Raw genomic sequence first — 25,910 nt, 5'->3', positions numbered from 1 at the left:
ATCGTCCCTACATTCATGTGCGGCTTCGTCCGCTCAAACTTTTGCTTAGCCATGTATCACATTCCTCCTGATCATATGGCAGTTTAGATTATCCAAGAATTTTAACCCGAACTGACTCAGGCACCGGAGCATAATGATCAAACTCCATGGTATAAATGCCGCGCCCCTGGGTTGCCGAGCGCAGTTCGGTAGCATACCCAAACATTTCGGCCAGTGGAACCAACGCCCGCACGGCCTGCATCCCGCCCGGGCGCGGTTCCATCCCCTGGATCTCCGCCCGCCGGGCATTTAATTGACCCAGCACATCTCCCAAATTGGCTTCCGGTACTAGCACCTCCACTTTCATAATCGGCTCCAGCAGAACCGGAGCGCCTCGTTGCACCCCTTCTTTGAAGGCAAACGAAGCAGCCACTTTGAAGGCCATATCGCTGGAATCTACCTCGTGGTAAGATCCCCCCAAGAGCGTGACCTGCACATCGGTCACCGGGTAACCCGCCAGAACACCTGCTTCCGCCGCTTCGAGAATCCCCTTTTCAATCGCCGGAATGTATTCCTTGGGGATCACACCACCCACAGTCTTATCGATGAATTTGATCCCATTTCCTCGCTCTAAGGGCTCCAGCGAAATGATGACATGGCCATATTGCCCACGCCCACCGGTTTGTTTCACATAGCGATAATTAACCTCAGGCACCGGGCGGCTGATGGTTTCACGATACGAAACGCGCGGGCGACCTACGTTGGCTTGAACACGGAACTCGCGCATCATACGATCCACGATGATATCGAGATGAAGTTCACCCATGCCCGAGATAATCGTCTGGCCGGTATTCTCATCAAAGCGCACTTTGAAGGTGGGGTCTTCTTCGGCTAAGCGGCGCAAAGCCTCGGCCATACGATCCTGATCAGCGGTGGTCTTGGGCTCAACCGCTACAGAGATGACCGGCTCGGGGAAGGTAATGCTTTCCAACAAAATAGGATGTTTGGGATCACACAGAGTATCACCGGTAAAAGTGTCTTTTAACCCCAACACCGCACCAATATCTCCGGCACAGATTTCGCTCACGTCCTCCCGCCGATCGGCATACATGCGCACAATACGCCCAATGCGTTCTTTACGCCGCCGCGAAGAATTCAGCACCATGTCCCCCTGGGTCACCTTGCCCGAATAAACGCGGAAATAAGCCAACCGACCAACATAAGGATCTGCAACAATCTTAAAGACGAGCGCGCACATTGGTTCGTCATCCGATGGCCAGCGCTCAATAATAACGTCTGGGTTATCCGGGTCGGTGCCTTTAACAGGGGGAATATCTGCCGGTGAGGGCAAATAATCAATGACTGCGTCTAAGAGGGGCTGAATGCCACGATTGCGCAGGGCTGAGCCACAGAATATCGGGGTAGCCTTATTTGCGATAACGGCTTTGCGCAGTGCCTGCTTAAGTTCCTCGACGCTGATCTCTTCCCCTTCCAGATATTTGACAATCAACTCATCCTCAAACTCGGCGATGCGCTCCACCATGATTGCTCGCCACTCCTCAGCTCGGGCGCGCACGTCCTCTGGAATGGGCGCATACACCGGCTCGCGGCCTAGTTCATCCTCCCAATAAATGGCTTGCATCGTGAGCAGATCAACGACCCCACGGAACGCCGCTTCGCTTCCAATAGGAATTTGCATGGGAATTGGATTAGCGCCTAACCGTTGACGAATGGATTCGATGGTTCGCTCAAACGACGCTCCCACCCGATCCATTTTATTAGCAAAGCAAATTCGCGGTACATTGTAGCGATCTGCCTGACGCCACACCGTCTCACTCTGCGGCTCGACCCCTTGCACGGCATCAAAAACGACAATGCCACCATCCAGAACACGCAGGGATCGCTGTACTTCGGCAGTGAAATCAATATGCCCCGGAGTGTCAATCAGATTGATCTGATACCCTTTCCACTCCGCCGTCACCGCCGCAGAAACAATGGTTATGCCGCGCTCCCGTTCCTGTTCCATCCAATCGGTAACGGTTGTACCTTCGTCCACCGACCCCAGGCGATAGGTGCGCCCGGTGTAGAACAGGATACGCTCGGTCGTGGTAGTCTTGCCCGCGTCAATGTGGGCAATGATCCCAATATTACGACACTTCTCCAACGGAAAATTGCGTGGCATAACCGCTTACCTCTAAGAGATCCCTTTCTGCTCGATAGCCTAGACGCGGTAGTGAGAGAAAGCGCGGTTCGCCTCGGCCATCTTGTGGGTCTCATCACGTTTGCGGATCGCCGCACCCTGGCCACTGGCAGCATCCAATAATTCCGCCGAAAGTTTCTCAACCATAGATTTACCCGTCCGTGCCTTGGCTGCCTCTAGAATCCAGCGCATGGCCAGGGTTGTGCGACGATAATCGGGTACCTCCATAGGCACCTGATAGGTCGCACCACCAACTCGCCGTGGACGCACTTCCATGATCGGACCGACATTACGAATGGCTTGCTCGAAGACCTCCAGCGGATTCTTGCCCGTCTTCTCGCGGATGACATCAAAGGAATCATAGACAATCCGCATGGCCAGGCTTTTCTTACCTCGCCGCATCACATGATTAATAAACTTCTGCACCAGAACACTTCCGTAGCGCACGTCCGGGGGCAATTCACGTCGTTCAGGTTTTCCGCGCCGCATGCTTTATCCTCTCCGTCTTCAGGACCTGATTATTTCTTGGCCTCTTTCGGCTTCTTCGTGCCGTATTTCGATCGCCCTTGCATCCGTTTAGCCACACCGGTCGCATCCAACGTACCGCGCACGATGTGATAGCGCACGCCCGGCAGGTCTTTCACACGCCCACCGCGCACTAATACCACCGAGTGCTCCTGCAATTGGTGGCCTTCACCAGGAATGTAAGCCGTCACTTCAATCCCGTTGGTCAAACGCACACGGGCGATTTTGCGTAGTGCCGAATTAGGCTTCTTGGGGGTCATAGTACGCACCACCGTACACACCCCACGCTTTTGGGGCGCGCCCTTATCCACACGGATACGTCGCTGACGCATCGTGTTCAAAATATACTGCAAGGCTGGCGCTTTGCTCTTTTCCTTTTTTACTTGGCGTCCTTTTCGAACAAGTTGATTTATCGTTGGCACGTCCTCGCCTCCAAAAAATCGTAGTACATTTGATCCGTTTCTCAATAACCGAGGCCATCGTATGTAGGCCGATGGCCTCACCATTGCTTGCCTACAACACCGCCGCAGGCAAAGGCACGGCGGCTGATTATATCACGGGGGTTATGAACCGTCAAGTTGGGAGGTTTCCTCCAACTCCTCACCTAATCCCAATAATCCGGTCTCTAACCGCGGCGGGCGCACCCGCTCCTCATCTTTTCCGAAGCGGATAACCTCGCCGTTATCCATGTAGGCTTCCACCGCCAGACCCAGGCTTTGCAACTCCTTGACCAAGACACGGAACGAGGCGGGCAGGCCTGGTTCTTCGATGGGTTCACCCTTGACAATAGCCTCATAGGTCGCCACGCGTCCCTGCACATCATCCGACTTGACCGTTAACATCTCCTGCAGGGTGTAGGCTGCACCATAGGCTTCCAACGCCCACACTTCCATCTCACCGAAGCGCTGACCACCGAATTGCGCCTTACCTCCCAACGGCTGCTGGGTTACCAGCGAGTAAGGGCCAGTCGAGCGGGCATGCACTTTGTCCTCAACCAGGTGGTGCAGTTTCATCACACTCATCACCCCAACCGTAACCGGCTGGTCATATGGCATCCCGGTTTTCCCATCACGCAGGATCTGTTTACCAATGATCGGCATGGGCAACCCGGTGCGCGCCATGTAATCCTCTGCCGTCCGACGGATCTGAGCATCGGGCACCTGGCTAACGTCTTCACCCTGACGCATCAGCCATAACCGCAGACACACCTCAATAGCACGTTCGTCCTTTTGCGGTTGACGCTTGTCGTTGGCAATGACGCTCTCATAGACCAGGATCTCATCAGGGTCATACCCCTGTTCGCGCAACCAGGCTTCTAGATTGGCGTAGCGGGCATAGTTATAGTCGTAGGATAAACGCGAAACGTCGTATCCTTTTTCTGCTAACCACTGCTCCAGGTAAACCAGCCGCACCTCATCGTCATCACGGAAGTATTCTGGATCGTAATCGGGCTGCTGCTTGATCCAATCCCAAGCTGCCCTCACGGCATCCTTCCAGGCCTCATCCATTAGCCAGGCACGCGCCAGTTCGGCTTCAATTTCACGCTCCGATGCACCGTCAAATACTGGTGTAATCGCACGGAAGCCGAGGCGATGGGCTGCCCAGCCCAGGTGAGTCTCCAATACCTGGCCGATATTCATACGGCCGGGTACACCCAACGGGTTGAGGATGATATCCACCGGTGTTCCGTCTTCCAGGAAGGGCATGTCTTCAATCGGCACCACGCGCGAAACTACGCCTTTATTACCGTGACGTCCGGCCATCTTATCACCCGCAGTGATCTTACGGCGCTGGGCGACGAAAACGCGCACCATCATATCCACGCCCGCCGGTAAATCGCTGTTATCCTCGCGGGTGAAGACTTTAACATCTACGACCTTACCTCGCTCGCCGTGTGGCATGCGGAGCGAGGTATCCTTCACATCGCGCGATTTCTCGCCAAAGATAGCCCGCAATAGGCGTTCTTCCGGGGTCAGTTCCTTCTCGCCCTTAGGTGTGATCTTCCCAACCAAGATGTCATTCGGCCCCACTTCAGCGCCGATGCGGATGATACCGCGCTCGTCCAAATCCTTGATCGCGTCCTCACCAACATTAGGAATGTCGCGGGTGATCTCTTCCGGCCCCAATTTGGTGTCGCGGGCCTCCACCTCGTACTGCTCAATATGCACCGAGGTGTACATATCATCCCGCACTAAGCGCTCAGAGATGAGAATCGCATCCTCAAAGTTACCGCCTTCCCACGAGAGGAACGCTACTACCACATTTTGTCCCAACGCCAAGTTGCCGTTGACCGTGGACGAGGAATCAGCCAGCACATCGCCTTTGCGCACGCGCTGGCCCTTGAATACCGCTGGGCGCTGATCAATACAGGTAGATTGGTTGGAACGCTGATATTTCTTCAACGGGTAACGGCGCAATCCATTAGCGCCGCGAATGACGATTTCGCGCCCGGTGACCGAAACCACCTCGCCGTCTTCTTCTGCAACCAGAACCTGGCCCGAATCAATCGCCGCATGGGCTTCCATGCCGGTCGAGACAATCGGGATATCCGGACGCACCAACGGGACGGCCTGGGCCTGCATGTTTGAACCCATCAGCGCGCGGTTAGCATCATCGTGTTCGAGGAAGGGAATGAGGGATGCACTGATGCCTACCACTTGGTGCGGTGCCACGTCCATGTAATTTACACTGTCCGGGGGCACGACGCGGAAGTCGGAGTGGAAGCGGCAGGTCACGCGGTTAGAAGCAAACTCGTTGTATTCATTCAACGGCGTATTAGCCTGCGCGATCACAAATTTATCTTCCGCATCCGCCGAGAGATATTCCACCTCGTTAGACACAAACGGTACCACAAAGACTGTGCGCCGATCCAATTTCTTGATCAGCGGTAAGTGCTCGGGTTGAATGCGCTCACCCGGCTTTAGGAAAACCTCCCCGGTTTCCGGATCGGTTAATGTCTCGTTGACCGCTCGTCCAACCAGGTTCGGGTCGTCCGTTGACATGACCTTGATCACACGGCGGTACGGGGTTTCAATAAATCCATATTCATTGACCCGCGCGTAGGTCGCTAAACGTCCGATCAAACCAATGTTGGGTCCTTCGGGCGTTTCAATCGGGCAAATGCGCCCATAGTGCGAGTGGTGGACATCGCGCACATCAAAGCCCGCCCGTTCACGGCGCAAGCCGCCCGGCCCCAGGGCCGAGAGCGTACGCTTATGACGTAGTTCGGCTAAGGGATTAGTTTGATCCATGAACTGCGAGAGCTGGCTGGAGCCGAAGAACTCGCGCAGAGCTGCCACAACCGGACGAATGTTGACCAGGCTAACCGGGGAGAGTTGATCCTGGTCACGGATGGACATGCGTTCTTTGATGACGCGTTCCATGCGGCGCAAGCCGATGCGCAACTTATTCTGGATCAATTCGCCCACGGTCTTAACACGGCGGTTGCCCAGGTGGTCAATATCGTCTTTATCTTCACGCTCATTGTTGATCAAGATCATGCGGCGAACAATCGCCACAATGTCCCAGCGCGTCACCGTGCGGTGTGTGATCGGGACATGCTCCATTAGATCCAGTTTCTGATTGAGTTTGTAGCGCCCCACCCGCTCCAGGTCATAGTGACGCTGATCAAAGAGTTGCTCTTCTAAGAACTGGCGCGCATTTTCCAACGTCGCCGGGTCCCCTGGTCGCATGCGCTTGAAGAATTCAATCAGCGCGGCTTCGGCAATGGTTAACCCGCCCGAGAGATCCCACTGCGGTTCCTGGTGGAACGATGAGGCAATGAAGAGACGATCCGGATTGTTGTCGACATCGCGGAAAAGCGCGATCAGTTCCTCATCCGTGCCTTCTTTGATCGGCGAGTCGGGAAGGCCATCGTTAACTGCCGCCAATGCACGCAGGAAAATGGTGATCGGAACCGTGCGCTTGCGGTTGAACTTGAGGATAATATAGTCGTTCTTGCGGGTTTCAAACTCCATCCAGGCGCCGCGGTCAGGGATCAACTTGGCCATTGCCATGCGATGCCCGGTCGCACGATCTACTGGGGCCTCAAAATACACGCCTGGAGACCGGATCAATTGTGAAACCACCACCCGCTCTGTGCCGTTGATAATGAAAGTGCCCTTCTCGGTCATCTCGGGGAAATCCCCCAAGAAAATATCCTGCTTGATCGGTTCGGGCACATCAGGGCCTGCCAGCAAAACAGATACATACAGCGGGCGCGCATAGGTTAAATCACGCTCAACGCATTCTTCAATGCTGTGCTTGGGCTCACCAAACCAATACTTCAACCCCCACTGCTGCGCCTCAGGGGTACGGCTGGGAAAATACAATTTCATCCCCTTGTTATAGGACTCAATTGGGGTAATCTCATCAAAAAGTTCAGCCAACCCTTCGCTCTTGAGGCGCTTAAACGACTCAATTTGCACCTCAATCAGGTTGGGTAAATCAAAAACAACCGGAATGCGGGCGTAGGATTTTACTGTGGGAATCGAAAGCATCACTCACTCCTGACTTAAATACCTGACCAAACCGTTTGCCGTAAAAGCGGAATACGCAAAGGTTTATTATAAGCCGCACAGATGAATATCGTCAAGGAAACCGCACGTCCAGATTTTGGCTTTACAATCCCTTTTTCCCCACACTAGAATAGTATAACCCGCTATTGGATTGGTGACAAGACGGTCCTTTTTGCTGTGCCACTGGCACACAGGCTGCGACCAATGGTTCCCCTGAAGGCAGACTTATTGTTCTGCGCATGGCTGGTGTTAAAATTTCTTTGGAGGATTCTTGAGAATGGCAGGGTTTCGTCCTCTGACTTGGCTATTCCTAATCATGGCGCTAATTGGGTTAACGGCCTGCACCCCCCAGGTACCTTCCCCAACCCCATTGGGGACCACGTCCATCCCTTCCCCTACCCTTCTACCGCCCACATCCATATCCATTGAACCCACTCTGACACCGTGGATTTTCCCCTCCGGCCTGGTCATTGAAGAGCACCCACTGCGCAATCCCCCTTCTATCGAACCCCTATCCTTCGAACCCTTGACGGGCACCTTTGATCAAATTATGGCCCGCCATGCTGACTTGCGTGCCAATGTCATTCAGCACAACACCCTCTTTGATCCGCAAGAGAATGCCTTTGGACTCTGGACGCCTTGGCAAGGACAGCGGCTGGAAGTCGTGACCAAAACCAACTCTGTTAACCAGGTCATGGCAGAAGTGCGCCTGGGCAACCAGGTTATTTACACCCTGCCCCTCGGTCAACCAGGGGCACTCTCTCAGGTACAGGGGGTATGGGCACAGGGGGACAGCTGGATTGCCGAAGTGGTATACCTCACCTGCCATTCCGTTCGCACGGGTGAACGTCAAAGCGTCGAGTGTCAACCTCGAGGCCTGATCATTCAAAACGGTGAGGTGCTGAATGAGCGTTATGGCTATGAAGAAGCCTTTGGCTTTCAATGGTTGAACGGAAAACCGTTCTACTTCTTCCAAAAATCGGGGTGGATCGGAATTTGCTATCATGACCAAGAGATACCACTGAGATATGATGAAATCCCTCACTATAGGTGTTGTAGCGCAGCCGAATTAAATCCGGTTCATGCCGCCCAAATGGTGGCCTTCTTCGCCCGCCGCGGCGAACAGTGGTATTATGTCGAAGCCGGGCTTTTTACCCCGGGCCAACAATAAACCATGAGTGATGTTTACAGCCTTTACCTTCATATCCCCTTCTGCCGCCACCGGTGCGCTTACTGCGACTTCAATACCTACAGCGGTCAAGAGAGTCTCATCCCCGCCTACGTCAAATCTCTCTGCGCTGAAATCCGCTATGTCGGACAAACCGCCCCTTACCGCCTACCCGTGCATACCATTTACTTCGGCGGCGGAACACCTTCCCTTTTACCTGCGGATGCCATTGCATTGATCCTGAAAGCCTGCCACGAGGCATTTGATGTGATTCCCGAAGTTGAGATCAGCCTGGAAGCCAATCCCGGCAGTGTCACCTTTGAATGGCTGAAAGCCGTGCGGCGCTTGGGCCTCAACCGCCTCAGCCTGGGCATGCAATCCGCTCATCCCGATGACCTGCGCCTGTTGGAACGGCAACATGATTTTTTTGATGTAAGCCAGGCCGTGCGCTGGGCACGCCGTGCAGGCTTTGACAATCTCAATCTCGATCTGATTTATGGGATTCCGCATCAATCGCTTTCTCGATGGCAAGAGACCCTGGAGCGTGCGTTGGGATTACATCCCGAACATCTCTCGCTTTATGCCCTAACCATTGAGCACACCACCCCGTTCTATCATTGGGTCACACGCGGCCTCATCTCGTCGCCTGATGACGATCTCGCTGCCGAAATGTATGAGTGGGCGGACGAGCGGTTAAGTCAGGCTGGTTTTGTACAGTATGAGATCTCCAACTGGGCCCAGCCACGGGGTGGTAATCTGCTGATGTGCCGACACAACCTGCAATACTGGCTCAATGCGCCTTATTTAGGACTCGGCGCCGGTGCCCACGGCTTTGCCAACCACACCCGCGTTGCCAATGTTCGGGGAATCAAGGCGTATATCGATCGCCTGGCTCAACCCCCAGAACGTCCTTTCCCACTTACGCCAGCCACCGAACAGGCTCAAACCATTGATCTGTTAACCGAAATGCAGGAAACCATGCTGATGGGACTGCGCCTGACCCGCGAAGGGGTCTCCCAGCAGCGCTTTTACGAACGCTTTCATCAAGCCATGGAAGAGGTCTTTGGTGCTACGATATCCTACCTGGTCAACTTAGGACTGCTAGAATGGCGCGAGGAACGTTTGTGTCTGACTCGCCGAGGCCGGCTTTTGGGCAACCGGGTATTCATCGAATTCGTGGGCGAGACTCGGCCCCACTAATACCACATTGAAACCTTAAAATTTTCTAAATAAGCCCCAATTTCCTTGACAGATTGTACCGGTGCAGATAGACTGAAGCCTGATATTGAAAAGAAAGGACGCACTCGAGAAGATGGTAGAGATGACTTACGTTGCTGGAGGCACGTTTACCCTGCGCGATAGCAGCGGTGGGGTTGCTTTACCTTCTCGGAGTGCGCCTGTTTGCGGATAGAAAGCGGTTAGCGCGACAGCAACGGCCACGGGTGCACTCCGACCCCGTGGCCGAATTCTTTTAAACCGATGCAATATCCCAATAGGCCACGGGAGTCTCCCGGTGGCCTATTTGTCTTGTGGAGGCAAGCATCATGTTTGAGATCCTGAGTCAACTTAATACCTTCCGCATAGACTACTTTACCGACCCGCGTATCCCACAACCCGAAGGCGTAGGGCTCTATGTAAACGGTGCCCTATCCTCTAACCAGCCTTACAGTCGTGAAGCCAAACAGGCGTTAGTTGTAGGATTGTGCCTCATCCTGCGCTGTGGATTGGCCGGACGACTGGCCGTGGTATATGTGGACATCACCTCAACTTCCAACCTGCTCCCGCCCGCCTATGCCCAAATGAAGCAGGATTTAAGGCGCGGTTTTATCCAGTGCGTCCTGGTGGCCAACCCCCCAGCCCTTCAACGCAACCCCGCCTTGCACGAGGATTGGAAAGCCTTCCGAAAGCAACATTCCGAGGTAAGATGGTTCATCCCTGACCCACGCTGGAAACAAATACGTCCGATTCGCTCTACTTTGCTCATCATGTCAGCCTGATTTTATAGGAGGTTCATCCATGTCGCACGCCGTCGTGGTAAATGATGTATACAAACAATTTGGAAAGAACGAAGGCCCATTTTGGAAAGCGCTTTTCACCCCTCGTTCTTCCAATGGCAACGGTAACGGAAAACACAACGCCTCAACACCCCACAGCCCATTCCAGATCATCGTGGCCGTGGATCACGTATCCTTTACCGTGGAAGAAGGGGAAATCTTCGGCATCCTTGGACCGAATGGTGGTGGTAAGTCCACCCTGATTCGCCTGATCGCGACCCTCTTGCTCCCGGATAAGGGGAAGATCAGTGTCTTTGGTTACGATGTTGTGCGCCAGCCCTTGCAGGTGCAGCGCCTGATCAATCGCGTGAGTGTCGAGGCTTCGTTCTTCAAAAAACTCTCCCCGATGGAGAACCTGATGTACGGCGCGCGCCTGTACGGCCTTTCGGCACGTGAGACGCGCAAGCAGGTCGTTGAGATCCTATTACGCCTGGGGTTAAAGGAGCGCGATATCTACCACCCCATGGAAGAAATGTCACGCGGGATGCAACAGAAAGTGGCCATCGCCCGTGCGTTGCTATCACGACCGCGCTTGCTTCTGCTGGATGAGCCTACCACGGGTCTTGATCCCCGTTCGAAGCGTGAGGTGCAAGCCGTGGTGCGCGAACTGCGTGAGGTGCACGGCACCACTATCCTGCTCACAACGCACGACATGACCGAAGCCGAAACGTTGTGTGACCGCATTGCAATTATGGATAGTGGTCGCGTCGTTGCCCTAGATACCCCTGAGGGGCTCAAGAATCGTGTGCGCGGTTCATCGGAAGCCTCGCCCACATTGGAAGAGGTTTTTCTTGAATTGACCGGCAAACAACTGCACAACCCCGAAGAGGATGAGGAGGTATGACGCTATGACGACATTAAGTTACCAAATGCACGCATCCTTTGCGTTTGTAGAGCGTAATTTTAACCTGATCAAACGCTATTGGTCCTGGGAATTGGTCTGGCTGGTTTACTCCATTACCGATAGCATGGCGGTTTCGTTTATCGGACTAGGTATGGAACGGATTGGTGGAGCCGCCGCGGTCAATACCCAATACCTGGTGCTCTATCTGTTGGTTGGAACATTGGTGTGGCGTTTTCTCTCCACAATCTTTTACTGGATCACGGATTTGATCAGCATTGAGCGCTGGGAGGGTACCATCGAATACACGCTGATGGCCCCAATTCGACGCCTGACCCACATGGCCGGCCAAACGGCGTTCTCGCTGGTCTACAGCCTGATCTTCACCGGTGTCATCCTGATCGTCATATCACTGGTCTTTGATATTGACCTGAGTCACGCCAACCTATTTAGCGCCACGGTGATGCTTCTGGCCGGAAGTGTGTCCTTTGTCGGCATCGGGGTGATGGCCTCAGTACTGCCCTTACTCTTTCCGGAACGCGGTTCGCAGATGACCCATGTGTTTATCGCCCTAATGCTGCTCATCTCCGGAGTGTATTACCCAGTGGATGTATTGCCCGGCATATTGCGCACTTTGGCCGTTTACAGCCCAGCCACGTATGTCCTGCGCGGGGCGCGCATGGCTATCCTAGAAGGTGCATCCGTGCCCATGTTGTGGCCGCAAATCTGGCCTGCGCTCTTAATGGGGTTGTTCCTTATCCCATTGGGGTTGTGGATTTTCCAACAGGCGGAGCACTACGCCAAGCGCACCGGAAAACTGCACCGTAATGGTTAGGCCAATACCGCTACTACAATCGCATTAGGTGGCAGCCAAGCTCTCACGGCTGCCACCTGGTGTTTTACTCGTGTTATACTTTGGGCGCATATCCTAACGAGGGTAATTCAAATATGATTAAAGCCGTGATCTTCGATATGGGAGGGGTGCTTCTACGTACCGAAGACCCCACACCTCGCACCAAATTGGCGGCGCAGTATGGATTAAGTGTATCAGCGCTGGAAAGTTTGGTGTTCAACAGTGAAAGTTCCATCCGGGCCGAGCGCGGCGAGATCTCCGAACAAGAACACTGGGCTTGGGTCTGCGCCCAATTGGGATTACCACCTTCCGCAATCCAGGACTTACAAACCCAATTTTGGGCCGGTGACCGGCTGGATACTGACCTAGTTGCCTTTATTAAGAGCCTGCGCCCCCATATCAAAACAGGTCTATTGAGCAACGCCTGGACCGGCACCCGTCAAGTTGTGGAAGCACGCTATGGCTTCCTGGATACGTTCGATGTGGTTATCTTCTCTGCCGAAGTGGGAATGCGCAAACCTGACGCACAGATTTTTCACCATACCCTCAAGCAACTCCAGGTAGCTCCCCACGAGGCTGTTTTTGTGGATGATTTAATCCCCAACGTCGAGGGAGCACGGCGGGTGGGTTTGCACGCCATTCACTTCACCCATCCAACCTCCGTACGTGAGGCCATCCAAGCCCTCTTGGACCGCCATTTTCAACCCCGCTCATAATCCTGATTGATGCAAGGCCAGATCCACCATCCACCTGTGCCCTGGTCGCCTCCCCCAGAACTTGCTGCACGCCTTCCGCTTACGATTGCCGTCGTCGCCGATACGCATGTGCCAGACCGCTCTGAGCAGTTACATCCCCACCTGCTCCCGGCGTTGCACAGTTATCATCCCGACCTAATCCTGCACGCCGGTGATATCTGTATCCCTGAGGTTCTGAAAACCCTTACCACAGTAGCGTCGGTGGTTGCCGTGCGGGGCAACCGGGATTGGGCTTTTCAGAATACCTTGCCCTGGCAACGCGAGTTTACCCTGGGAGGTGTTACCGTCGCACTTATGCATGGTCATGGCTCATGGCGCACTTACGTCTTAGATAAATGGCAGTACCTTCTCAACGGCTACCAACTAGAACGTTACCGTCAGCGCCTACTTAATCAGGCATCCACCGCCCAGGTCATCATCTTTGGACACACCCATCGCCCGGTGGCTGAGTGGTACCAAGGGCGCTTATTTCTCAATCCTGGTTCCGCCTTAACCGGGGCCAAACCAGATTGCTTACCCTCCTTTGGTATACTCCATATTCGATCCCCCGAACAAATACACGCTACCATCCATCATTTACCACCCTTCCCGCGGCGGGCGTGACTGGTAAACCTTAAGGGTGGCAATTAGCGCAAAGCCGTTGTAAGCACTTCGCGCACAATTTGTTCCCCTTCTTCTGCCGTTCCTTCTTCCAGCGCCAGAACCACCACAAGCGGAGAGCCCTGCCAACTGGGCACCGTACCGGCCAACACCCAGATTACTGCCTTATCGCCGCTCTGGCCGCGACCAAAAGCCATCCAAATCGGCAAATTACTATCTGCCCAGGCCTCCAGTTGTTGGACATTACGCCCAGCCAGTTCAACCTTCGTCCCGGTTCCAACCGGTAGCACAATCCACTCTTGTCGGGGTGATTTAACCGCCCCAACCAGGTGAATATCCGGGCGCAACCCCTGCTGAAGAACCGCAACCGCCTGCGCCATTTGCAAAGGAGAGAGATACCAACCCGCCTCGCCAGTGATAAGGCTCTCCAAACTGGCATCAGCGGGCGGTAAACTTGCTTGAGCCATAGGCAGAGGAAGTTGAATAGGAGTTCCCCAACCCAATTTCGACCCAAGTGCCGACAATTGCTCCCCACTCAGTCCCTGTGCAAGCGCCAAAGTTACCCATGGGCACCCAGCCTGTGCTGCACTTGCCCAATTGAGCGGAAGTGAGGGCGTTCGCGCACAGGGGAACCGCCCTTGCGCCGTTTGCAGGGCCAGACTTTGAGGCGAGGTATCGGTCTGTTCTGGTGAAAGCCGTTGAATCCCCCATAAGAAAGGCGTCAGCGCTGTGCCCAGCGGATACTGCCCCTGGGTAACCCGATTCAACAACGGGGCGCGAGGATCCGCCTTCCACCGCTCCCAGTCCTCATCCAAACGATTAGGATCATAGGAGGGTTGTGACACCATAGCCAGGATTTCACCGCTCTGGGCATTCAATACCACCAGAGCGCCTTGTTTCCCCGTCATGGCAGTATCCGCGGCGCGCTGAAGTTCCAAGCTCAGGGTCAATCTTACGTCTAAACCTTGCGGAGGCTGCGCATAGAGCAGGCGCGCCAGCAAGATATTCCAAGCCGGCTGTCCCACCCACCCTCGCAGGTAGCCATCCAGGCCGGCTTCTAAACCAGTCTTACCCAATTGAGGGTGGATAAATCCCAACGTTGACGCCAGGGGAGGATAAAGCACAACCCGCCGATAGCTACCCGCTTGTCCTTCACTTTGAACCAGCACATTTTCCTGGCGATCTAAAATCCGCCCCCGCGGCATGAATCGTTCAGCCACCACCCACCGTAAGTTATCCGCTCGGTTGCGCAACGCCTCACCCCGAATCAACCCCCACCATCCTCCTAGTATCGCGAGCAGAGCTAAAAGGCCCAAAAATCCCCCCCCTATCACCCGAAAAGGTTGCACAGCGGTCAAAGGCGTGGCCATGGTTTCTTCGGTAGCACTGATTTGAAGTAAAAACAACAGTGCAACAAAGGAAACGATCAGGGATGAGCCCCCATAAGAGACAAAAGGTAGTGTGACCCCGGTCAAAGGGAGCAGGCGCAGGTTCCCCCCAATGATCAGCCCCGATTGCCCCCCGAGGTAAACCCCTAATCCAGCCGCCAGCAAACGCCGATAGAGATTGGGCGCCCGGACAGCCACAATGAGGCTTCGAGTTACCAGCAAACCAATCAACCCTAATAATCCCACCAACCCCAACAGTCCGGTCTCTTCGGTTATGGCTACCGCGATGAAATCCGAATGAGCCACCGGCACAAAACCCGGACTACCCAGCCCCGGGCCGGTGCCCAATAGCCCACCCTCGGCCACCGCAATCAGAGATTGGATGATCTGGTATCCCACACCTTCCGCTTGTGACCAAGGATCCCACCAGGCTAAAAGGCGGCGATGAATCAAACTAAACACAGCCCCACCGACCCAGGCGGCAAGGATCAACCCAGTCAGGGTAAAGAGCAGAATCCTGCGTTTCCCCGTTGCTAAATAAAGCACCAATGTATAGAGAATGAGAAGCAATGAAGCAGTTCCTAAATCGCGTTGGATCACCAGAAGTGCTACGGCAATCCCTACTACGACCAAGGTTGGTGCTATCAAGGAGGTTAAGTCAAACGAGAAGGGAAGTCGTTCGGCCAGGTAAGCCGCTAGATAAATGAGCAAGAGAATCTTCAATGGTTCTGCTGGCTGAAAGTAAAACCCACAACAACCCAACCACAGGCCCGGCCCTTCGCCCGCCGGGTAGGTGCCGAACACCAGGGTTAACGCCACCAGAAGCAGCCCTAATGCCAGCCAGACGTATTTATATCGCCGCAGCCAGAGCAACAGATTGGGCCAACGCACCCCCATGCCTAAAAGCAGCCAGCCGAAACCCAGCCAGAGCGTCTGCCGCAATCCCAGGCTTGCATCCAGACGCCAAATCGTGAGCAATCCCCAACCGCTCAAAAATGCCCCTAACGGTAGTAAATAAGGATCATGGTCACCCAAGTGGGTCTGAAGGGCTCGCCGTACCCACCAGACACCTACAGCCCAAACCGCAATCCCCATCCAATGGCGCCAGTTAAGCGCCGTCTGCAGGGTATGCACCCGCACCGCCGGTGCCAAGGTAAGAATTAAAGCGTAGAGGAAAAGGAAAGCCGCCGCCAGATTAAGGAGACGGCTTTCCTTGAGTGCGTTATCAAGAAAGGACGAAGACTTGAAGAGAGTGTTCACGCCGGGAGGTATTTATCTACCAGCAAACTTAATTTACGCCGCGTTTCGGTTGGAATCTTCTCTGGGGCAGTAATCAGGGCTTTGGAAAGGGCTTGCGGGCATTCGCAGGTGCGTACTCCGTCTAATAATCCCACCAGGTTCCGAATCACTTCTTGAGCGGCTTGAACATTTTCGCTGAGCGTACGGATCACCATCTCCACGCTCACCGGCTCTTCGCTGGTATGCCAGACATCATAATCAGTGACATGCGCCAGAACCGCATAACATAACTCGGCTTCACGGGCCAGGAATGCCTCAGGGCAGGTGGTCATGCCGATAATGGACATACCCCACGCCCGATACAAGTTAGATTCGGCACGCGTGGAGAAACGAGGGCCTTCAATGGTGATAAATGTTCCGCCCCGATGGACCGTAGCACCACTCCCAGACGCTGCCCGGTAAAGCAGACCCGAGAGATTGGGACAGAAGGGATCAGCCACACCAATGTGGGCCACCAGGCCCTCGCCGAAGAATGAACGTTGCCGGGCCCGGGTGAAGTCAAATAACTGATCCGGCACCACAAAATGCCCCGGACGATAATCATCCCGCAGTGAGCCGCACGCGCTCACACCAATGACATACTCCACCCCCAGTTGTTTCAAGGCGTAGATGTTCGCGCGATAATTCACCTCGCTGGGAAGGATAAAGTGCCCCAGCCCATGCCGCGCCAGAAATGCAATGCGCTTGCCTTCTAAGGTGCCCAGCACGATGGGAGAACTGGGCGAACCAAACGGCGTTTCGACCTCGATAGTCTCCACATTCTCTAAAGCACTGAATCGATACAACCCCGAACCACCTATGACACCGAGAATAGGTTTTTGGTTCATATCTCCTCCTGTGATTGAATTTGAATGCGCAGCAGGGCCTGACCGCAGCGCAGAGTATCCCCAGAAACGACCACTGTGGGCATCTGCACCCGTTCGTCATTCAGAAACGTACCATTCGTCGAATGTAGATCCTCAACCCACCATTGGTGATCCCGATAACGTAAACGCACATGACGGGTTGAGACCGTCTCATCCTTTAGAACCACCTGACAAGAGGGATGTCTTCCCACCAAAATCTCCCGCTCCACGAACCGATAAACTTGATTTTCTCCTTCTTTTTCAGAGACGACTTCCAGGGCAATCGCGGGTGTTGCCTCCCGGGCACCATATTGCAAATGAAAATTCAGTTCACGCCAGAGGGTCAGCAGTGCCCAGCCCAAGAATGCATAGAGCACCACCGCCAGCAAAATGCGCAAAATGAGCACGAAAATACCGGTGATCATTCATTATTCCATAGGTTGGGTTCCAGCCGTGCCATCGGGCTGACTCTCTTCTCCATAGATCAAAGGGACACCAGCTAGCGAGATCACATCCCCTGCCTGCAGTTCTCGCTGGAGAATACGCTCTCCATTAACGTAGGTTCCACCAGTCGAATTGAGGTCGAAAAGCACAAAACAATCACCAACGCGACGAATTTGCGCATGATGACGAGAAACGCGCAAATCGGTAATGACCAGCGTGTTATCGCTGTGACGACCAATGCTGATCACGCTTTGTTCTAGGGGGAATACCTCCTGGCCTCGTACGATCAGAAAGGCCCGTCGCCTATGTGGCACACGAGCCTCCGGCTCCGTGTTTAGCGTGATTACTGCCGTTTCGCCCAACCTCTCATCCTCCCATTCCCAATGAACACGCATTTCATCCCCTTCGAGATTGAGATTCTCCCTTAGCACAATCTGAGGGGTTCCCAGGAAGTTAAACCCTGCCTCCCTAGCCAATTCTTCCAGCGCCCGAACCAAAGGCGCTTGCCAATCACCCTTGCGATGCCATGTTGTGTAAATCGCGGGAGGCACCTCAATGACACAGAGATTCGGTAACGGGCGCCCGGTAGGTTGATTGAGCAAGGCGGTTTGCAGAGCCTCAAAGAGATGACGTGACCAGTCATCGGTATGATCGCGCCAGGGTACACGCCCCAGGTAATCCTCAACCAGGGCACGCAGGCGCCGTTCAAGGTGTTCGAGACGAAAACCCATACGTTATAATATTATAAGACACAACCTGAATCAAAAAAAATGACGCCCGGTCAAGCCAACCTTCCATGAACACGATGCCCATCTCAGGCTTTGAAGAAATTCGCCATACCGCCGATTGGGCATTACGGGTATGGGCGCCGGATTTAGCTACCCTCTTTATCCAAGCAGCCCGTGGGATGTATCACCTGGAAGGTGTGGAAACAGCACCAGAACCTCAAGTAGATCGTCAGATTACCCTCCGCGGCGAAGATTCTGAAAGCCTACTGGTAGCCTTCTTGAATGAACTGCTCTATCTGCAAGAAACCGAGCGGCTGGCGTTTGAGATCCTCCACTGCAACATTCACGACCATGTTTTGGACGTCTTGGTTTTAGGTAAACCCATTCGCTACCTTAACAAGGCCATTAAAGCCGTCACCTTTCACAATTTAGCCATTCGTTCCACACCTCAAGGGCTTGAAACGATCCTTACGTTCGACGTTTGACCATCACCGTTGTAGACCTTATTACAAAGGCTACCGCCGAGGCTGATAGAAAGTCACCACTCGCCGCTTCTTTATATCGTGCAATTTGGGATGGACGGATGAGTATGGAGGTATTGCCATGATCCGTTTACAAGATATTCGCAAAGTTAACGACTATGAGTGGGAAATCCCTGCGACCTACCGCTCGGATATGCGTGCCTCGGTGCGCCTTTTTGTTACCCGCCGCCTGCTCGAGGCCTCACTTGAAGATCTCTCCCTCGAACAGGCCATTAATGCCGCCACCTTGCCCGGCGTGGTAGATCCGGTGGTCGTGATGCCGGATATGCACCAAGGGTATGGCTTTCCCATTGGTGGGGTTGCGGCTACCCGAGTCTCAGATGGCGTCGTTTCACCCGGTGCCATTGGTTACGATATCAATTGTGGGGTGCGCTTACTAGCCTCACAAATTCCTTACGAACAAGCATTGCCTTACCTCGACGACCTGGCCTCAGCCCTGAATCACTACTGCCCGAGTGGGGTGGGAACCGAAGGCGAATACCGTCTCAGCCATGAGGAATTGGATCAAGTCTGCCGACTAGGTGCGCGCTGGGCCCTCAAGCGCGGTTTGGCTAGTGAAGAGGATCTACGCCGCACCGAAGAAGGCGGTTGTCTCGAAGGGGCGGACCCTAACAAGGTGAGCCATAAAGCGAAGGAACGCGGCCGCACACAATTGGGCACTCTGGGGGCAGGCAACCACTTCCTTGAAGTAGATATCATCGAACAAATCTTTGACCCCGAGGCGGCTCAGGCGATGGGGCTACAGGAAGGCAACCTTGCGCTTTTGATCCATTGTGGATCGCGTGGATTCGGTCATCAAATTTGCACGGACTATGTTCAGGATCTGCAGAGTGCCGTTAAGAAATACGGTATTCACCTGCCCGACCGCGAACTGGTTTGCGCCCCCATTGACTCACCTGAAGGGCGTGATTATCTGGCTGCCATGCGTGCCGCCGCAAATTATGCCTTTTGCAACCGACAATTACTGGCCCACGCCGCCCGTCGCGCCTTTGAAGAAGTCTTTGCCGGTAAAGTGCACAACTGGCATCTGCACCAGGTTTACGATATCGCCCATAATATGGGAAAGATTGAGACGCACATCGTCAATGGGAAACCGCTTAAGGTTTGCGTTCATCGTAAGGGAGCCACACGCGCCTTTGGACCTGGATTTCCTGAATTGCCTGAAGAATACCGCCGCTTAGGGCAACCCGTATTGGTGCCGGGAAGCATGGGTACGGCTTCATGGGTGCTCATTGGCACGGAAACCAGCATGCAACGCTCGTGGGGCTCCACTTGCCACGGCGCTGGGCGTGTCCTTAGCCGCCACAAAGCCAAGAAAGAGATTCGGGGTGAGCGACTGCGCGACGAACTTGAGAAGCGCGGCATCCACGTACGCGCCGGCTCCATGTCGGGATTAGCCGAAGAAGCGCCGCAGGCTTATAAAGATGTGGATGAGGTGGTCGAAACCGTCGCCGGCGCGGGGATTGCGCGCAAGGTCGCCCGTTTGCGCCCGGTGGCCGTGATCAAGGGCTAGAGGTCGTCTTCCTCAAACTCTTCAATTTCACCCTCAGCCAGTGGTCGGCTGATCTGGGCCGTGTGAGCGCGAGTCAAGTCTAAAAAAGCCCGCACCGGCAACCTCAAGTTGAGGCCGCGTTGTCCACCAGAGACATGAAACGTTTCTTCATCTAACGCGCTCTCGTCTACAACCACCTGAAACCCTCGTTGCAGTAATGCCAGCGCCGAGATTCCCCCGGCTTGCAAGCCGGTCAATTGTTCAGCTTCACGCTGGGTGGGCACTCGAAGTTTTTTCTCCCCCAGGAAGGCCGCCAATGCTTTGAGGTCCACAGTACGCGTGCCCGGGATAACGGCTAGGATCGGTTTACCCCCACGTTCGCGCACCACCACAATGGTCTTAAATACTCGCTGAGGCGGCACCCCCAAACGGCGCGCAGTTTCCAATGCTCCCAGTTTTTGAGGGGGTAACTCAAACACCTCAAAAGGAATGTGACGCGCCTTGAGCAAGCGAATCACGTTATTGGTCGTCACCATAATTCATCTACTCCCGCCCGGACTTTAAGTAAATCGGGTTGCTGAAAATCCACCCTCGCCGCCGCCCCAGATATGAGAGGTAACACTCCACCCGATACACGCCAGGGGTCTGCGTAATCCAGGTACAGACTTCCTGCCGCTTCCAAATCTTAATCACCTGCCCGTCTTTAATCAGTCGGCATTCTGCTGCCTGCGGTAGGCGAATCTTTAAGGTCACCCCACCGTTGACATCCATGGAATCCCCCATGATTACCGTGCGAGAACGTCCCTGAGCAGTAAAACGGAAGCCCCGCGTTGATGCAGGTAAATCATAACCGATAAAGCAGTGCCCTTGGCGTAACGCGGTCAAAACGCTCTGCTTATCAGTGTTAAAATCCCCGCTTAACGTTTCAGTCAACAGGACATGGGTGTTGATGGCTCGAAAGTGAAACTGGTACGGAAATACGACCCGCCGCAAGAAGCCAGCGCGTAAATGCAGTGCATGCGCATCCGATCCTCCAACAGCGACCACCGGCTGTCCTTTCTGAAGCAGTGCATCCCAACGTTGCAATGTCGCCGGGATAGGTCCATAAGCCACAAATTGGGGGAAAAAGGCATAAAAGAATGCCTGAAGGCGAAAGCGAATTACGTTCTTTAGTTCACTAAACCCATTCCAAAGTTCCAGGCCGGTAAATCCATAGACATCCCAGTCTTCCCATGAAATATCTTCCTCACCAAACATTGGTAAGGCGGGGTCGTTAGGATGGGCAATAAAGGTCAACCCACCAGTCTGACGTGCTGCGTCTATCACGCGTTGCGGCGAGCCAGCTAGCGGGGATAACTCACGATTAGCGCCGATCACCAAAAGGTGATTTTTCTGGGGGTTGCGCATTCGATCATGGACCTCCTCACCTACCAGTAATAAAATGCGACGGTCATGCGCGTTACGATACCCCTCGACTCCCTGCACCCACACATTATGATCAGTAACGATCACCCCATCCAGGCCTGCGCGAGCCGCGGCTTCAACAATATCGCGATGCAGACCGCTCCCATCCGAATAGCGCGTATGTATGTGCAGGTTTAAAATGATCTCTTCCATGGCGGTTGACGATTCCTGAAATTAGACGGTATAATCCTGGCGTTGCTTCCTAAAGGAGGAAAACGTGACCACTTACCTGGATATCGCATTGATTATAATCTCGCTTGCATTAACGGCCAGCGTCATTCTACAAAACAAAGGCGTTGGCTTGGGTGGGTTGACTGGTGCCGATAGCACTCAGGTCTTCAGCGCACGTCGCGGCCTCGAGAAAACCCTTTTCAACATCACCATTGGCTTGAGCGTCATCTTTTTTGTCTTGACCATTTTGACCATTGCCTTACGGTAAATGACTGCGTTACCGTGCCGTGCGTGACTAGGAATCAAACCGATAGCCAAGGGCATTTGCCCTGATCGAAGGGAGGGTGCCCTTATTTTGTTTTCACAAGGCCTATGAAAAATTTTCGCTGGCAACTTCTTATTATTTTCTTAACCGGCTTGGTGGTTAGCATTCTGCTATTGAGCGAACGCCCCAATCCGGTTCTCTCACCCCAAACTCCCGAACCTCGCCGCGGTGGAGTTTATACCGAAGCCCTCATCGGCCAGTTTAATCGTCTGAACCCCCTACTGGACTTCTATAATCCAGCCGATCGTGATGTGGATCGTCTGCTCTACAGCGCCTTACTGCGTTTCGATGAACGTGGGTTACCTCAAGCCGACCTGGCCGAATCATGGGGCATTTCGCAAGACGGCACCGTCTATAATTTCACCTTACGTCCAGGCATAAAATGGCATGACGGACACCCCCTGACTAGCGCTGACGTGGTCTTTACCATCGAGAAATTGCGTGAGGGCAGTTCGGTTGTCCCGGCGGATTTGCAAGAATTCTGGAAATCCATTGACGTCAAAGCGCTCAGCGATACTGCCCTCCAATTCCGCCTTCCGGAGCCTTTTGCACCTTTCCTAGACTACCTGACCTTTGGGATCGTCCCTAAACACCTTCTCGAAGGAAGGACCTTTGACGAAATTGTTAATGCTGACTTCAATATGCAACCTGTTGGGAGTGGCCCCTATCGGTTTGATCGTCTCATCGTAGAGAACGGCACCATCACCGGTGTGGTACTTAGCGCTAATGCGGATTACTATATTCATCCCCCTTATATCGAGCAAATCGTTTTCCGTTACTATCCTGACTCCGCGACCGCGCTACAGGCCTTCCGCGACGGGCAGGTTCAGGGCATCAGCCAAATTACACCTGATGTATTGGCAGAAGCCTTGGCCGAGCCCAATCTTGCCCTTTATACCGCACGTCGCCCCGAATTGAGCTTGATCTTGTTCAACCTAAAGAATGCCGATGTACCTTTCTTTCGGGATGTGGCAGTGCGGCGTGCGCTTTACGCCGCAATCAATCGACAGTACCTTGTGGATCGGATCTTACAAGGGCAAGCTATCTTGGCAGATGGGCCGATTTTTCCCGGCACTTGGGCTTATTATGAGGGCATACCGCGGGTGAACTACAACCCAGATGAGGCTCAAAACCTCCTACGTGAGGCTGGCTACACTCTACCGGCGGAGGGTGAACCCGTTCGTGTGAACAAAGATGGAGTTGCAATTCGTTTCACCCTGTTGTATCCAGATACACCTCAGCATCGTGCCCTGGCCGAAGCCATTCAAACTGATTGGTCACAACTCAACATTGATGTCCAACTCGAAGCCGTACCTTACGATGTTTTAGTGCAACAGCGCCTTGCCGAACGAACGTATCAAGCCGCCTTAGCAGATCTGAATCTCTCCCGGTCGCCGGACCCCGATCCCTATCCCTTCTGGGATCAGGTTCAAGCCACCGGAGGACAGAACTATACTCAATGGGATCACAAACTAGCCAGTGAATACCTGGAAAAAGCGCGTATCACCCCGGATATTGGCGAACGCACCCGCCTCTACCGCAATTTCCAGGTCATCTTCGCCGAGGAATTGCCAGCTTTACCCTTGTTCTATCCGGTTTATAATTACGGCATCAGCCAGCAGGTTCAGGGCGTGCGCGTTGGTCCGCTCTTTGATACCGCGGATCGCTTTGCCACGATTTTAGAATGGCATCTCCTGGCAGCACGTCCACAACGTACAGAAATCACATCGTCTCCTACCGCACCCTAACTTCTCTAGATATTCTCCCTATCGTCACGGGCAACCCGTCGGCCTCAAATGCCTGACGGGTTGCTGTAAATTCAGGGCTTTTTGCCTGAGGTGATCATGAACCTTCTCGATAAAGACTGGGCTTTCTTCCAAGCTGCCGTGCCCGAATTGGAAGATTACCTCCTCTCACCAGTATTATTCTGGCCGCTCAACCTCCGCATCGGCTACCCCATTCCTGAGGATCTCAATCGCTTAACCCTGGGAAACCTGCTCCTTGCCCAGGCCCGCCTCAATGCCTACCCCTGGCCCGAACCACAACACCGCCAATTAGCCCAACTGACCCAGCAGGTACAACAAATCCGAGAGCATTGGCGTGCCAACTGGCAAAAGAAAGCCGCACAAGAAATTCCAACTCGACTAAACTTATGGCAACAAGCTCTTGCAGAGACACTGGACCCATCGGCGACGCCCTCATCCACTATGTGGGCGTATCAAGTGCGACATCGTGCCATTTTGCATTTTCTTTTCCAAGAGATTCCTGCTATTGAGCCCTCGCACCGCGAGGCACTCGCAGCCCTGGATCAACGCCTGCGCAGCACCAAACCACTGAACGGCTTTTTGTGGGAACCCGAGCTCCAGGCTGCTTTCCCCCCTGAGACCTTTTGGTTCCTTTACATTATGCCCTAAAAGCGAGGGAGCAGCGTGATGACATTTTACACCCGCAATGGCGATGATGGTTTCACCGGGTTGTTAGGCGAGGGTCGTGTTCCCAAAGAGGAAGGCCGTATCGAGGCTCTGGGCACTCTGGATGAGGCAACCGCTGCTCTGGGATTAGCGCGCAGCCTCATCCAAGATCAAACCCTTAAGCAAGTTATCTTACACATCCAGCGAGATCTCTATTTGCTGATGGCCGAGGTCGCAGCTACCCCTGAAAACGCGGTGCGTTTCCGCCGGATTAACTCGGCTTCCGTAGCCTGGTTGGAGCAACAAACCGATACCTTCGCCCAAAACGTCACTATCCCCAATGAATTTATCCTACCCGGCGAAACACCCGCCGGCGCGGCCCTTTCTCTTGCGCGCACGATCATCCGTCGTGCTGAGCGGCGAGTAGCGGCTCTCTTCCATCAAAAATTGCTTGAAAACAATGACGTGCTTCGTTACCTCAATCGCCTCTCTTCGCTCTGTTTTGTGCTGGAACTTTACGTCTATCAATCCGGTGGGGTAGATCGCCCTACGTTGGCAAAAGATCTCTAACATCATTAGAGGGCACTATGGTAGGCACTGGAACACTACTTAACGTCACAACTGTATTGATCGGTGGCTTTCTCGGCCTTTGGCTGGGTGGGCGCTTGCCCGAGCGCCTGCGTCAAACCGTGGTGACCGGCTTAGGGTTATTCACCTTGGCCTACGCCCTGAAAATGTTTCTCACCACCCAAAACTCCCTGGTTGTGTTAGGGAGCATCTTGATCGGCGCCCTCTTAGGTGAATGGTGGCGTGTTGAAGAGGGTTTGGGGCGACTGGGCCAGTGGTTAGAAAAGCGATTTATACGCCAGGAAAGCGCTGCGAGTAGTCAGCGTTTCGTCCGTGGTTTTCTCACCGCCTCGTTGGTCTTCTGTGTTGGCCCGATGACCATCCTGGGCGCAATTCAGGATGGCTTGACCGGTGATTACCAGACCCTGGCCATCAAATCGGTGCTTGATGGATTTGCATCGCTGGCCTTTGCTTCTAGCCTTGGGGTCGGTGTGTTATTTTCTGCGCTGGTGATTTTGGTCTATCAAGGTAGTTTAACCTTGTTGGCAGCGCAAATTCAGCAGATCATCAGCGCACCGATGATGACTGAAATGAACGCTACGGGTGGGGTAATTGTCATGGCCATTGCGATTGGGGCATTGCTGGAAATCCGCCCCATTCGCGCTGGCAACCTGCTCCCAGCCCTTTTTATTGCGCCACCCCTAGTCTGGATCATGAGCCGCCTCGGCTTGTATTGAGGCGG

Annotated in this window: 24 protein-coding genes; 14 read left to right on the top strand and 10 right to left on the bottom strand. The window is 54.0% G+C overall.

Annotated elements, in window-relative coordinates; genetic code table 11:
• Window positions 1-88 precede the first annotated feature (88 nt).
• The 4 genes from fusA to rpoB form a co-directional block, all read right to left on the bottom strand.
• Window positions 89-2,161, bottom strand: coding sequence for an elongation factor G (fusA, locus tag AC01YT_RS06400; protein WP_476673767.1), 2,073 nt, complete (start codon window positions 2,159-2,161; stop codon window positions 89-91).
• A 39-nt stretch (window positions 2,162-2,200) separates the two neighbouring features.
• Window positions 2,201-2,668 carry a 30S ribosomal protein S7 gene (gene rpsG / locus AC01YT_RS06395; RefSeq protein ID WP_315624388.1) on the bottom strand — a complete coding sequence of 156 codons (468 nt, stop codon included), beginning with the start codon at window positions 2,666-2,668 and terminating at the stop codon, window positions 2,201-2,203.
• Window positions 2,669-2,697: 29 nt separating this feature from the next.
• Window positions 2,698-3,126 carry a 30S ribosomal protein S12 gene (gene rpsL, locus AC01YT_RS06390; RefSeq protein WP_315624389.1) on the bottom strand — a complete coding sequence of 143 codons (429 nt, stop codon included), beginning with the start codon at window positions 3,124-3,126 and terminating at the stop codon, window positions 2,698-2,700.
• 141 nt (window positions 3,127-3,267) lie between these two features.
• Entirely contained in the window at window positions 3,268-7,203 is a 3,936-nt protein-coding gene (gene rpoB / locus AC01YT_RS06385) for a DNA-directed RNA polymerase subunit beta (protein ID WP_476673764.1), read from the bottom strand.
• Between the two features lie 295 nt (window positions 7,204-7,498).
• Here rpoB and AC01YT_RS06380 point away from each other — a divergent pair, with 295 nt between their 5' ends.
• The 7 genes from AC01YT_RS06380 (at window position 7,499) to AC01YT_RS06350 (ending at window position 13,495) form a co-directional block, all read left to right on the top strand.
• Window positions 7,499-8,392: a hypothetical protein gene (locus tag AC01YT_RS06380; RefSeq protein WP_476673762.1), complete on the top strand. Its 894-nt coding sequence runs from the start codon at window positions 7,499-7,501 to the stop codon at window positions 8,390-8,392.
• A gap of 3 nt (window positions 8,393-8,395) precedes the next feature.
• On the top strand, window positions 8,396-9,589 hold the full coding sequence (hemW, locus tag AC01YT_RS06375; protein ID WP_424912842.1) for a radical SAM family heme chaperone HemW: 1,194 nt from the start codon (window positions 8,396-8,398) through the stop codon (window positions 9,587-9,589).
• 344 nt (window positions 9,590-9,933) lie between these two features.
• Window positions 9,934-10,386, top strand: coding sequence for a hypothetical protein (locus AC01YT_RS06370; RefSeq protein WP_476673760.1), 453 nt, complete (start codon window positions 9,934-9,936; stop codon window positions 10,384-10,386).
• A gap of 19 nt (window positions 10,387-10,405) precedes the next feature.
• Window positions 10,406-11,287 (top strand): ABC transporter ATP-binding protein, encoded by an 882-nt coding sequence (locus AC01YT_RS06365; RefSeq protein WP_424913077.1) that lies wholly within the window; start codon window positions 10,406-10,408, stop codon window positions 11,285-11,287.
• A gap of 4 nt (window positions 11,288-11,291) precedes the next feature.
• Window positions 11,292-12,119: an ABC transporter permease gene (locus AC01YT_RS06360; protein ID WP_476673757.1), complete on the top strand. Its 828-nt coding sequence runs from the start codon at window positions 11,292-11,294 to the stop codon at window positions 12,117-12,119.
• Window positions 12,120-12,232: 113 nt separating this feature from the next.
• Window positions 12,233-12,853, top strand: coding sequence for an HAD family hydrolase (locus AC01YT_RS06355; RefSeq protein ID WP_424913075.1), 621 nt, complete (start codon window positions 12,233-12,235; stop codon window positions 12,851-12,853).
• A 9-nt stretch (window positions 12,854-12,862) separates the two neighbouring features.
• Window positions 12,863-13,495 (top strand): metallophosphoesterase family protein, encoded by a 633-nt coding sequence (locus AC01YT_RS06350; protein WP_424913074.1) that lies wholly within the window; start codon window positions 12,863-12,865, stop codon window positions 13,493-13,495.
• Window positions 13,496-13,518: 23 nt separating this feature from the next.
• Here the strand turns inward: AC01YT_RS06350 and AC01YT_RS06345 are convergent, their stop codons facing one another.
• Genes AC01YT_RS06345 through AC01YT_RS06330 form a run of 4 tightly spaced genes read right to left on the bottom strand, consistent with a single transcriptional unit; the run spans window position 13,519 to window position 18,199 of the window.
• The gene (locus AC01YT_RS06345) at window positions 13,519-16,140 is read right to left on the bottom strand and encodes an FtsW/RodA/SpoVE family cell cycle protein (protein WP_476673755.1); all 2,622 of its coding nucleotides are present in this window, start codon (window positions 16,138-16,140) and stop codon (window positions 13,519-13,521) included.
• The gene (gene mtnP / locus AC01YT_RS06340; protein ID WP_476673753.1) at window positions 16,137-17,006 is read right to left on the bottom strand and encodes an S-methyl-5'-thioadenosine phosphorylase; all 870 of its coding nucleotides are present in this window, start codon (window positions 17,004-17,006) and stop codon (window positions 16,137-16,139) included. The genes AC01YT_RS06345 and mtnP overlap by 4 nt, the downstream gene beginning before the upstream one ends.
• Window positions 17,003-17,449, bottom strand: a complete 447-nt coding sequence (locus tag AC01YT_RS06335) for an FHA domain-containing protein (RefSeq protein ID WP_476673751.1) — start codon at window positions 17,447-17,449, stop codon at window positions 17,003-17,005. Before AC01YT_RS06335 ends, mtnP begins: the two co-directional genes overlap by 4 nt.
• Window positions 17,450-17,452: 3 nt before the next feature.
• Window positions 17,453-18,199: an FHA domain-containing protein gene (locus AC01YT_RS06330; RefSeq protein ID WP_476673749.1), complete on the bottom strand. Its 747-nt coding sequence runs from the start codon at window positions 18,197-18,199 to the stop codon at window positions 17,453-17,455.
• A 65-nt stretch (window positions 18,200-18,264) separates the two neighbouring features.
• Between AC01YT_RS06330 and AC01YT_RS06325 the strand changes: the two genes are divergently transcribed.
• Window positions 18,265-18,681: an archease gene (locus tag AC01YT_RS06325; RefSeq protein WP_476673747.1), complete on the top strand. Its 417-nt coding sequence runs from the start codon at window positions 18,265-18,267 to the stop codon at window positions 18,679-18,681.
• A gap of 118 nt (window positions 18,682-18,799) precedes the next feature.
• Window positions 18,800-20,251: an RtcB family protein gene (locus AC01YT_RS06320; RefSeq protein WP_476673746.1), complete on the top strand. Its 1,452-nt coding sequence runs from the start codon at window positions 18,800-18,802 to the stop codon at window positions 20,249-20,251.
• On the opposite strand, the gene AC01YT_RS06315 is transcribed toward AC01YT_RS06320, so the two are convergent.
• Together AC01YT_RS06315 and AC01YT_RS06310 are read right to left on the bottom strand one after the other, a co-directional pair.
• Complete coding sequence (locus AC01YT_RS06315) at window positions 20,248-20,766, bottom strand: YbaK/EbsC family protein (protein ID WP_476673744.1); 519 nt, start codon at window positions 20,764-20,766, stop codon at window positions 20,248-20,250. The two genes, AC01YT_RS06320 and AC01YT_RS06315, sit on opposite strands and share 4 nt — an antisense overlap.
• 7 nt (window positions 20,767-20,773) lie before the next feature.
• Complete coding sequence (locus AC01YT_RS06310) at window positions 20,774-21,847, bottom strand: CehA/McbA family metallohydrolase (RefSeq protein WP_476673742.1); 1,074 nt, start codon at window positions 21,845-21,847, stop codon at window positions 20,774-20,776.
• A 64-nt stretch (window positions 21,848-21,911) separates the two neighbouring features.
• Between AC01YT_RS06310 and secG the strand changes: the two genes are divergently transcribed.
• From secG to AC01YT_RS06285, 5 genes are all read left to right on the top strand, one after another.
• The gene (gene secG, locus AC01YT_RS06305) at window positions 21,912-22,133 is read left to right on the top strand and encodes a preprotein translocase subunit SecG (protein WP_322806173.1); all 222 of its coding nucleotides are present in this window, start codon (window positions 21,912-21,914) and stop codon (window positions 22,131-22,133) included.
• A 104-nt stretch (window positions 22,134-22,237) separates the two neighbouring features.
• Window positions 22,238-23,938 carry an ABC transporter substrate-binding protein gene (locus AC01YT_RS06300; RefSeq protein ID WP_476673739.1) on the top strand — a complete coding sequence of 567 codons (1,701 nt, stop codon included), beginning with the start codon at window positions 22,238-22,240 and terminating at the stop codon, window positions 23,936-23,938.
• Window positions 23,939-24,034: 96 nt separating this feature from the next.
• Window positions 24,035-24,604, top strand: coding sequence for a hypothetical protein (locus AC01YT_RS06295; protein ID WP_476673737.1), 570 nt, complete (start codon window positions 24,035-24,037; stop codon window positions 24,602-24,604).
• Window positions 24,605-24,622: 18 nt separating this feature from the next.
• Complete coding sequence (locus tag AC01YT_RS06290; RefSeq protein ID WP_476673735.1) at window positions 24,623-25,171, top strand: cob(I)yrinic acid a,c-diamide adenosyltransferase; 549 nt, start codon at window positions 24,623-24,625, stop codon at window positions 25,169-25,171.
• 17 nt (window positions 25,172-25,188) lie between these two features.
• Window positions 25,189-25,905, top strand: a complete 717-nt coding sequence (locus tag AC01YT_RS06285; RefSeq protein WP_476673733.1) for a DUF554 domain-containing protein — start codon at window positions 25,189-25,191, stop codon at window positions 25,903-25,905.
• The last annotated feature ends 5 nt before the right edge of the window (window positions 25,906-25,910 follow it).

This window comes from Thermanaerothrix sp., from assembly GCF_056331585.1.
The sequence above is the reverse complement of the archived record's forward strand: the minus strand, read 5'-3'. Positions and strand labels throughout refer to the sequence as shown.

What these genes read in the sequence shown, in the direction of transcription:
- AC01YT_RS06355 (WP_424913075.1), top strand. Translation starts at nt 12,233, where the DNA reads ATGATTAAAGCCGTGATCTTCGATATGGGAGGGGTGCTTCTACGTACC.
- mtnP (WP_476673753.1), bottom strand. Translation starts at nt 17,006, where the DNA reads ATGAACCAAAAACCTATTCTCGGTGTCATAGGTGGTTCGGGGTTGTAT.
- AC01YT_RS06315 (WP_476673744.1), bottom strand. Translation starts at nt 20,766, where the DNA reads ATGGTGACGACCAATAACGTGATTCGCTTGCTCAAGGCGCGTCACATT.
- fusA (WP_476673767.1), bottom strand. Translation starts at nt 2,161, where the DNA reads ATGCCACGCAATTTTCCGTTGGAGAAGTGTCGTAATATTGGGATCATT.
- AC01YT_RS06290 (WP_476673735.1), top strand. Translation starts at nt 24,623, where the DNA reads ATGACATTTTACACCCGCAATGGCGATGATGGTTTCACCGGGTTGTTA.
- AC01YT_RS06300 (WP_476673739.1), top strand. Translation starts at nt 22,238, where the DNA reads ATGAAAAATTTTCGCTGGCAACTTCTTATTATTTTCTTAACCGGCTTG.
- AC01YT_RS06320 (WP_476673746.1), top strand. Translation starts at nt 18,800, where the DNA reads ATGATCCGTTTACAAGATATTCGCAAAGTTAACGACTATGAGTGGGAA.
- AC01YT_RS06370 (WP_476673760.1), top strand. Translation starts at nt 9,934, where the DNA reads ATGTTTGAGATCCTGAGTCAACTTAATACCTTCCGCATAGACTACTTT.
- AC01YT_RS06380 (WP_476673762.1), top strand. Translation starts at nt 7,499, where the DNA reads ATGGCAGGGTTTCGTCCTCTGACTTGGCTATTCCTAATCATGGCGCTA.
- AC01YT_RS06360 (WP_476673757.1), top strand. Translation starts at nt 11,292, where the DNA reads ATGACGACATTAAGTTACCAAATGCACGCATCCTTTGCGTTTGTAGAG.
- AC01YT_RS06295 (WP_476673737.1), top strand. Translation starts at nt 24,035, where the DNA reads ATGAACCTTCTCGATAAAGACTGGGCTTTCTTCCAAGCTGCCGTGCCC.
- AC01YT_RS06330 (WP_476673749.1), bottom strand. Translation starts at nt 18,199, where the DNA reads ATGGGTTTTCGTCTCGAACACCTTGAACGGCGCCTGCGTGCCCTGGTT.
- AC01YT_RS06365 (WP_424913077.1), top strand. Translation starts at nt 10,406, where the DNA reads ATGTCGCACGCCGTCGTGGTAAATGATGTATACAAACAATTTGGAAAG.
- hemW (WP_424912842.1), top strand. Translation starts at nt 8,396, where the DNA reads ATGAGTGATGTTTACAGCCTTTACCTTCATATCCCCTTCTGCCGCCAC.
- AC01YT_RS06310 (WP_476673742.1), bottom strand. Translation starts at nt 21,847, where the DNA reads ATGGAAGAGATCATTTTAAACCTGCACATACATACGCGCTATTCGGAT.
- AC01YT_RS06335 (WP_476673751.1), bottom strand. Translation starts at nt 17,449, where the DNA reads ATGATCACCGGTATTTTCGTGCTCATTTTGCGCATTTTGCTGGCGGTG.
- AC01YT_RS06285 (WP_476673733.1), top strand. Translation starts at nt 25,189, where the DNA reads ATGGTAGGCACTGGAACACTACTTAACGTCACAACTGTATTGATCGGT.
- rpoB (WP_476673764.1), bottom strand. Translation starts at nt 7,203, where the DNA reads ATGCTTTCGATTCCCACAGTAAAATCCTACGCCCGCATTCCGGTTGTT.
- AC01YT_RS06325 (WP_476673747.1), top strand. Translation starts at nt 18,265, where the DNA reads ATGAACACGATGCCCATCTCAGGCTTTGAAGAAATTCGCCATACCGCC.
- AC01YT_RS06350 (WP_424913074.1), top strand. Translation starts at nt 12,863, where the DNA reads ATGCAAGGCCAGATCCACCATCCACCTGTGCCCTGGTCGCCTCCCCCA.
- rpsG (WP_315624388.1), bottom strand. Translation starts at nt 2,668, where the DNA reads ATGCGGCGCGGAAAACCTGAACGACGTGAATTGCCCCCGGACGTGCGC.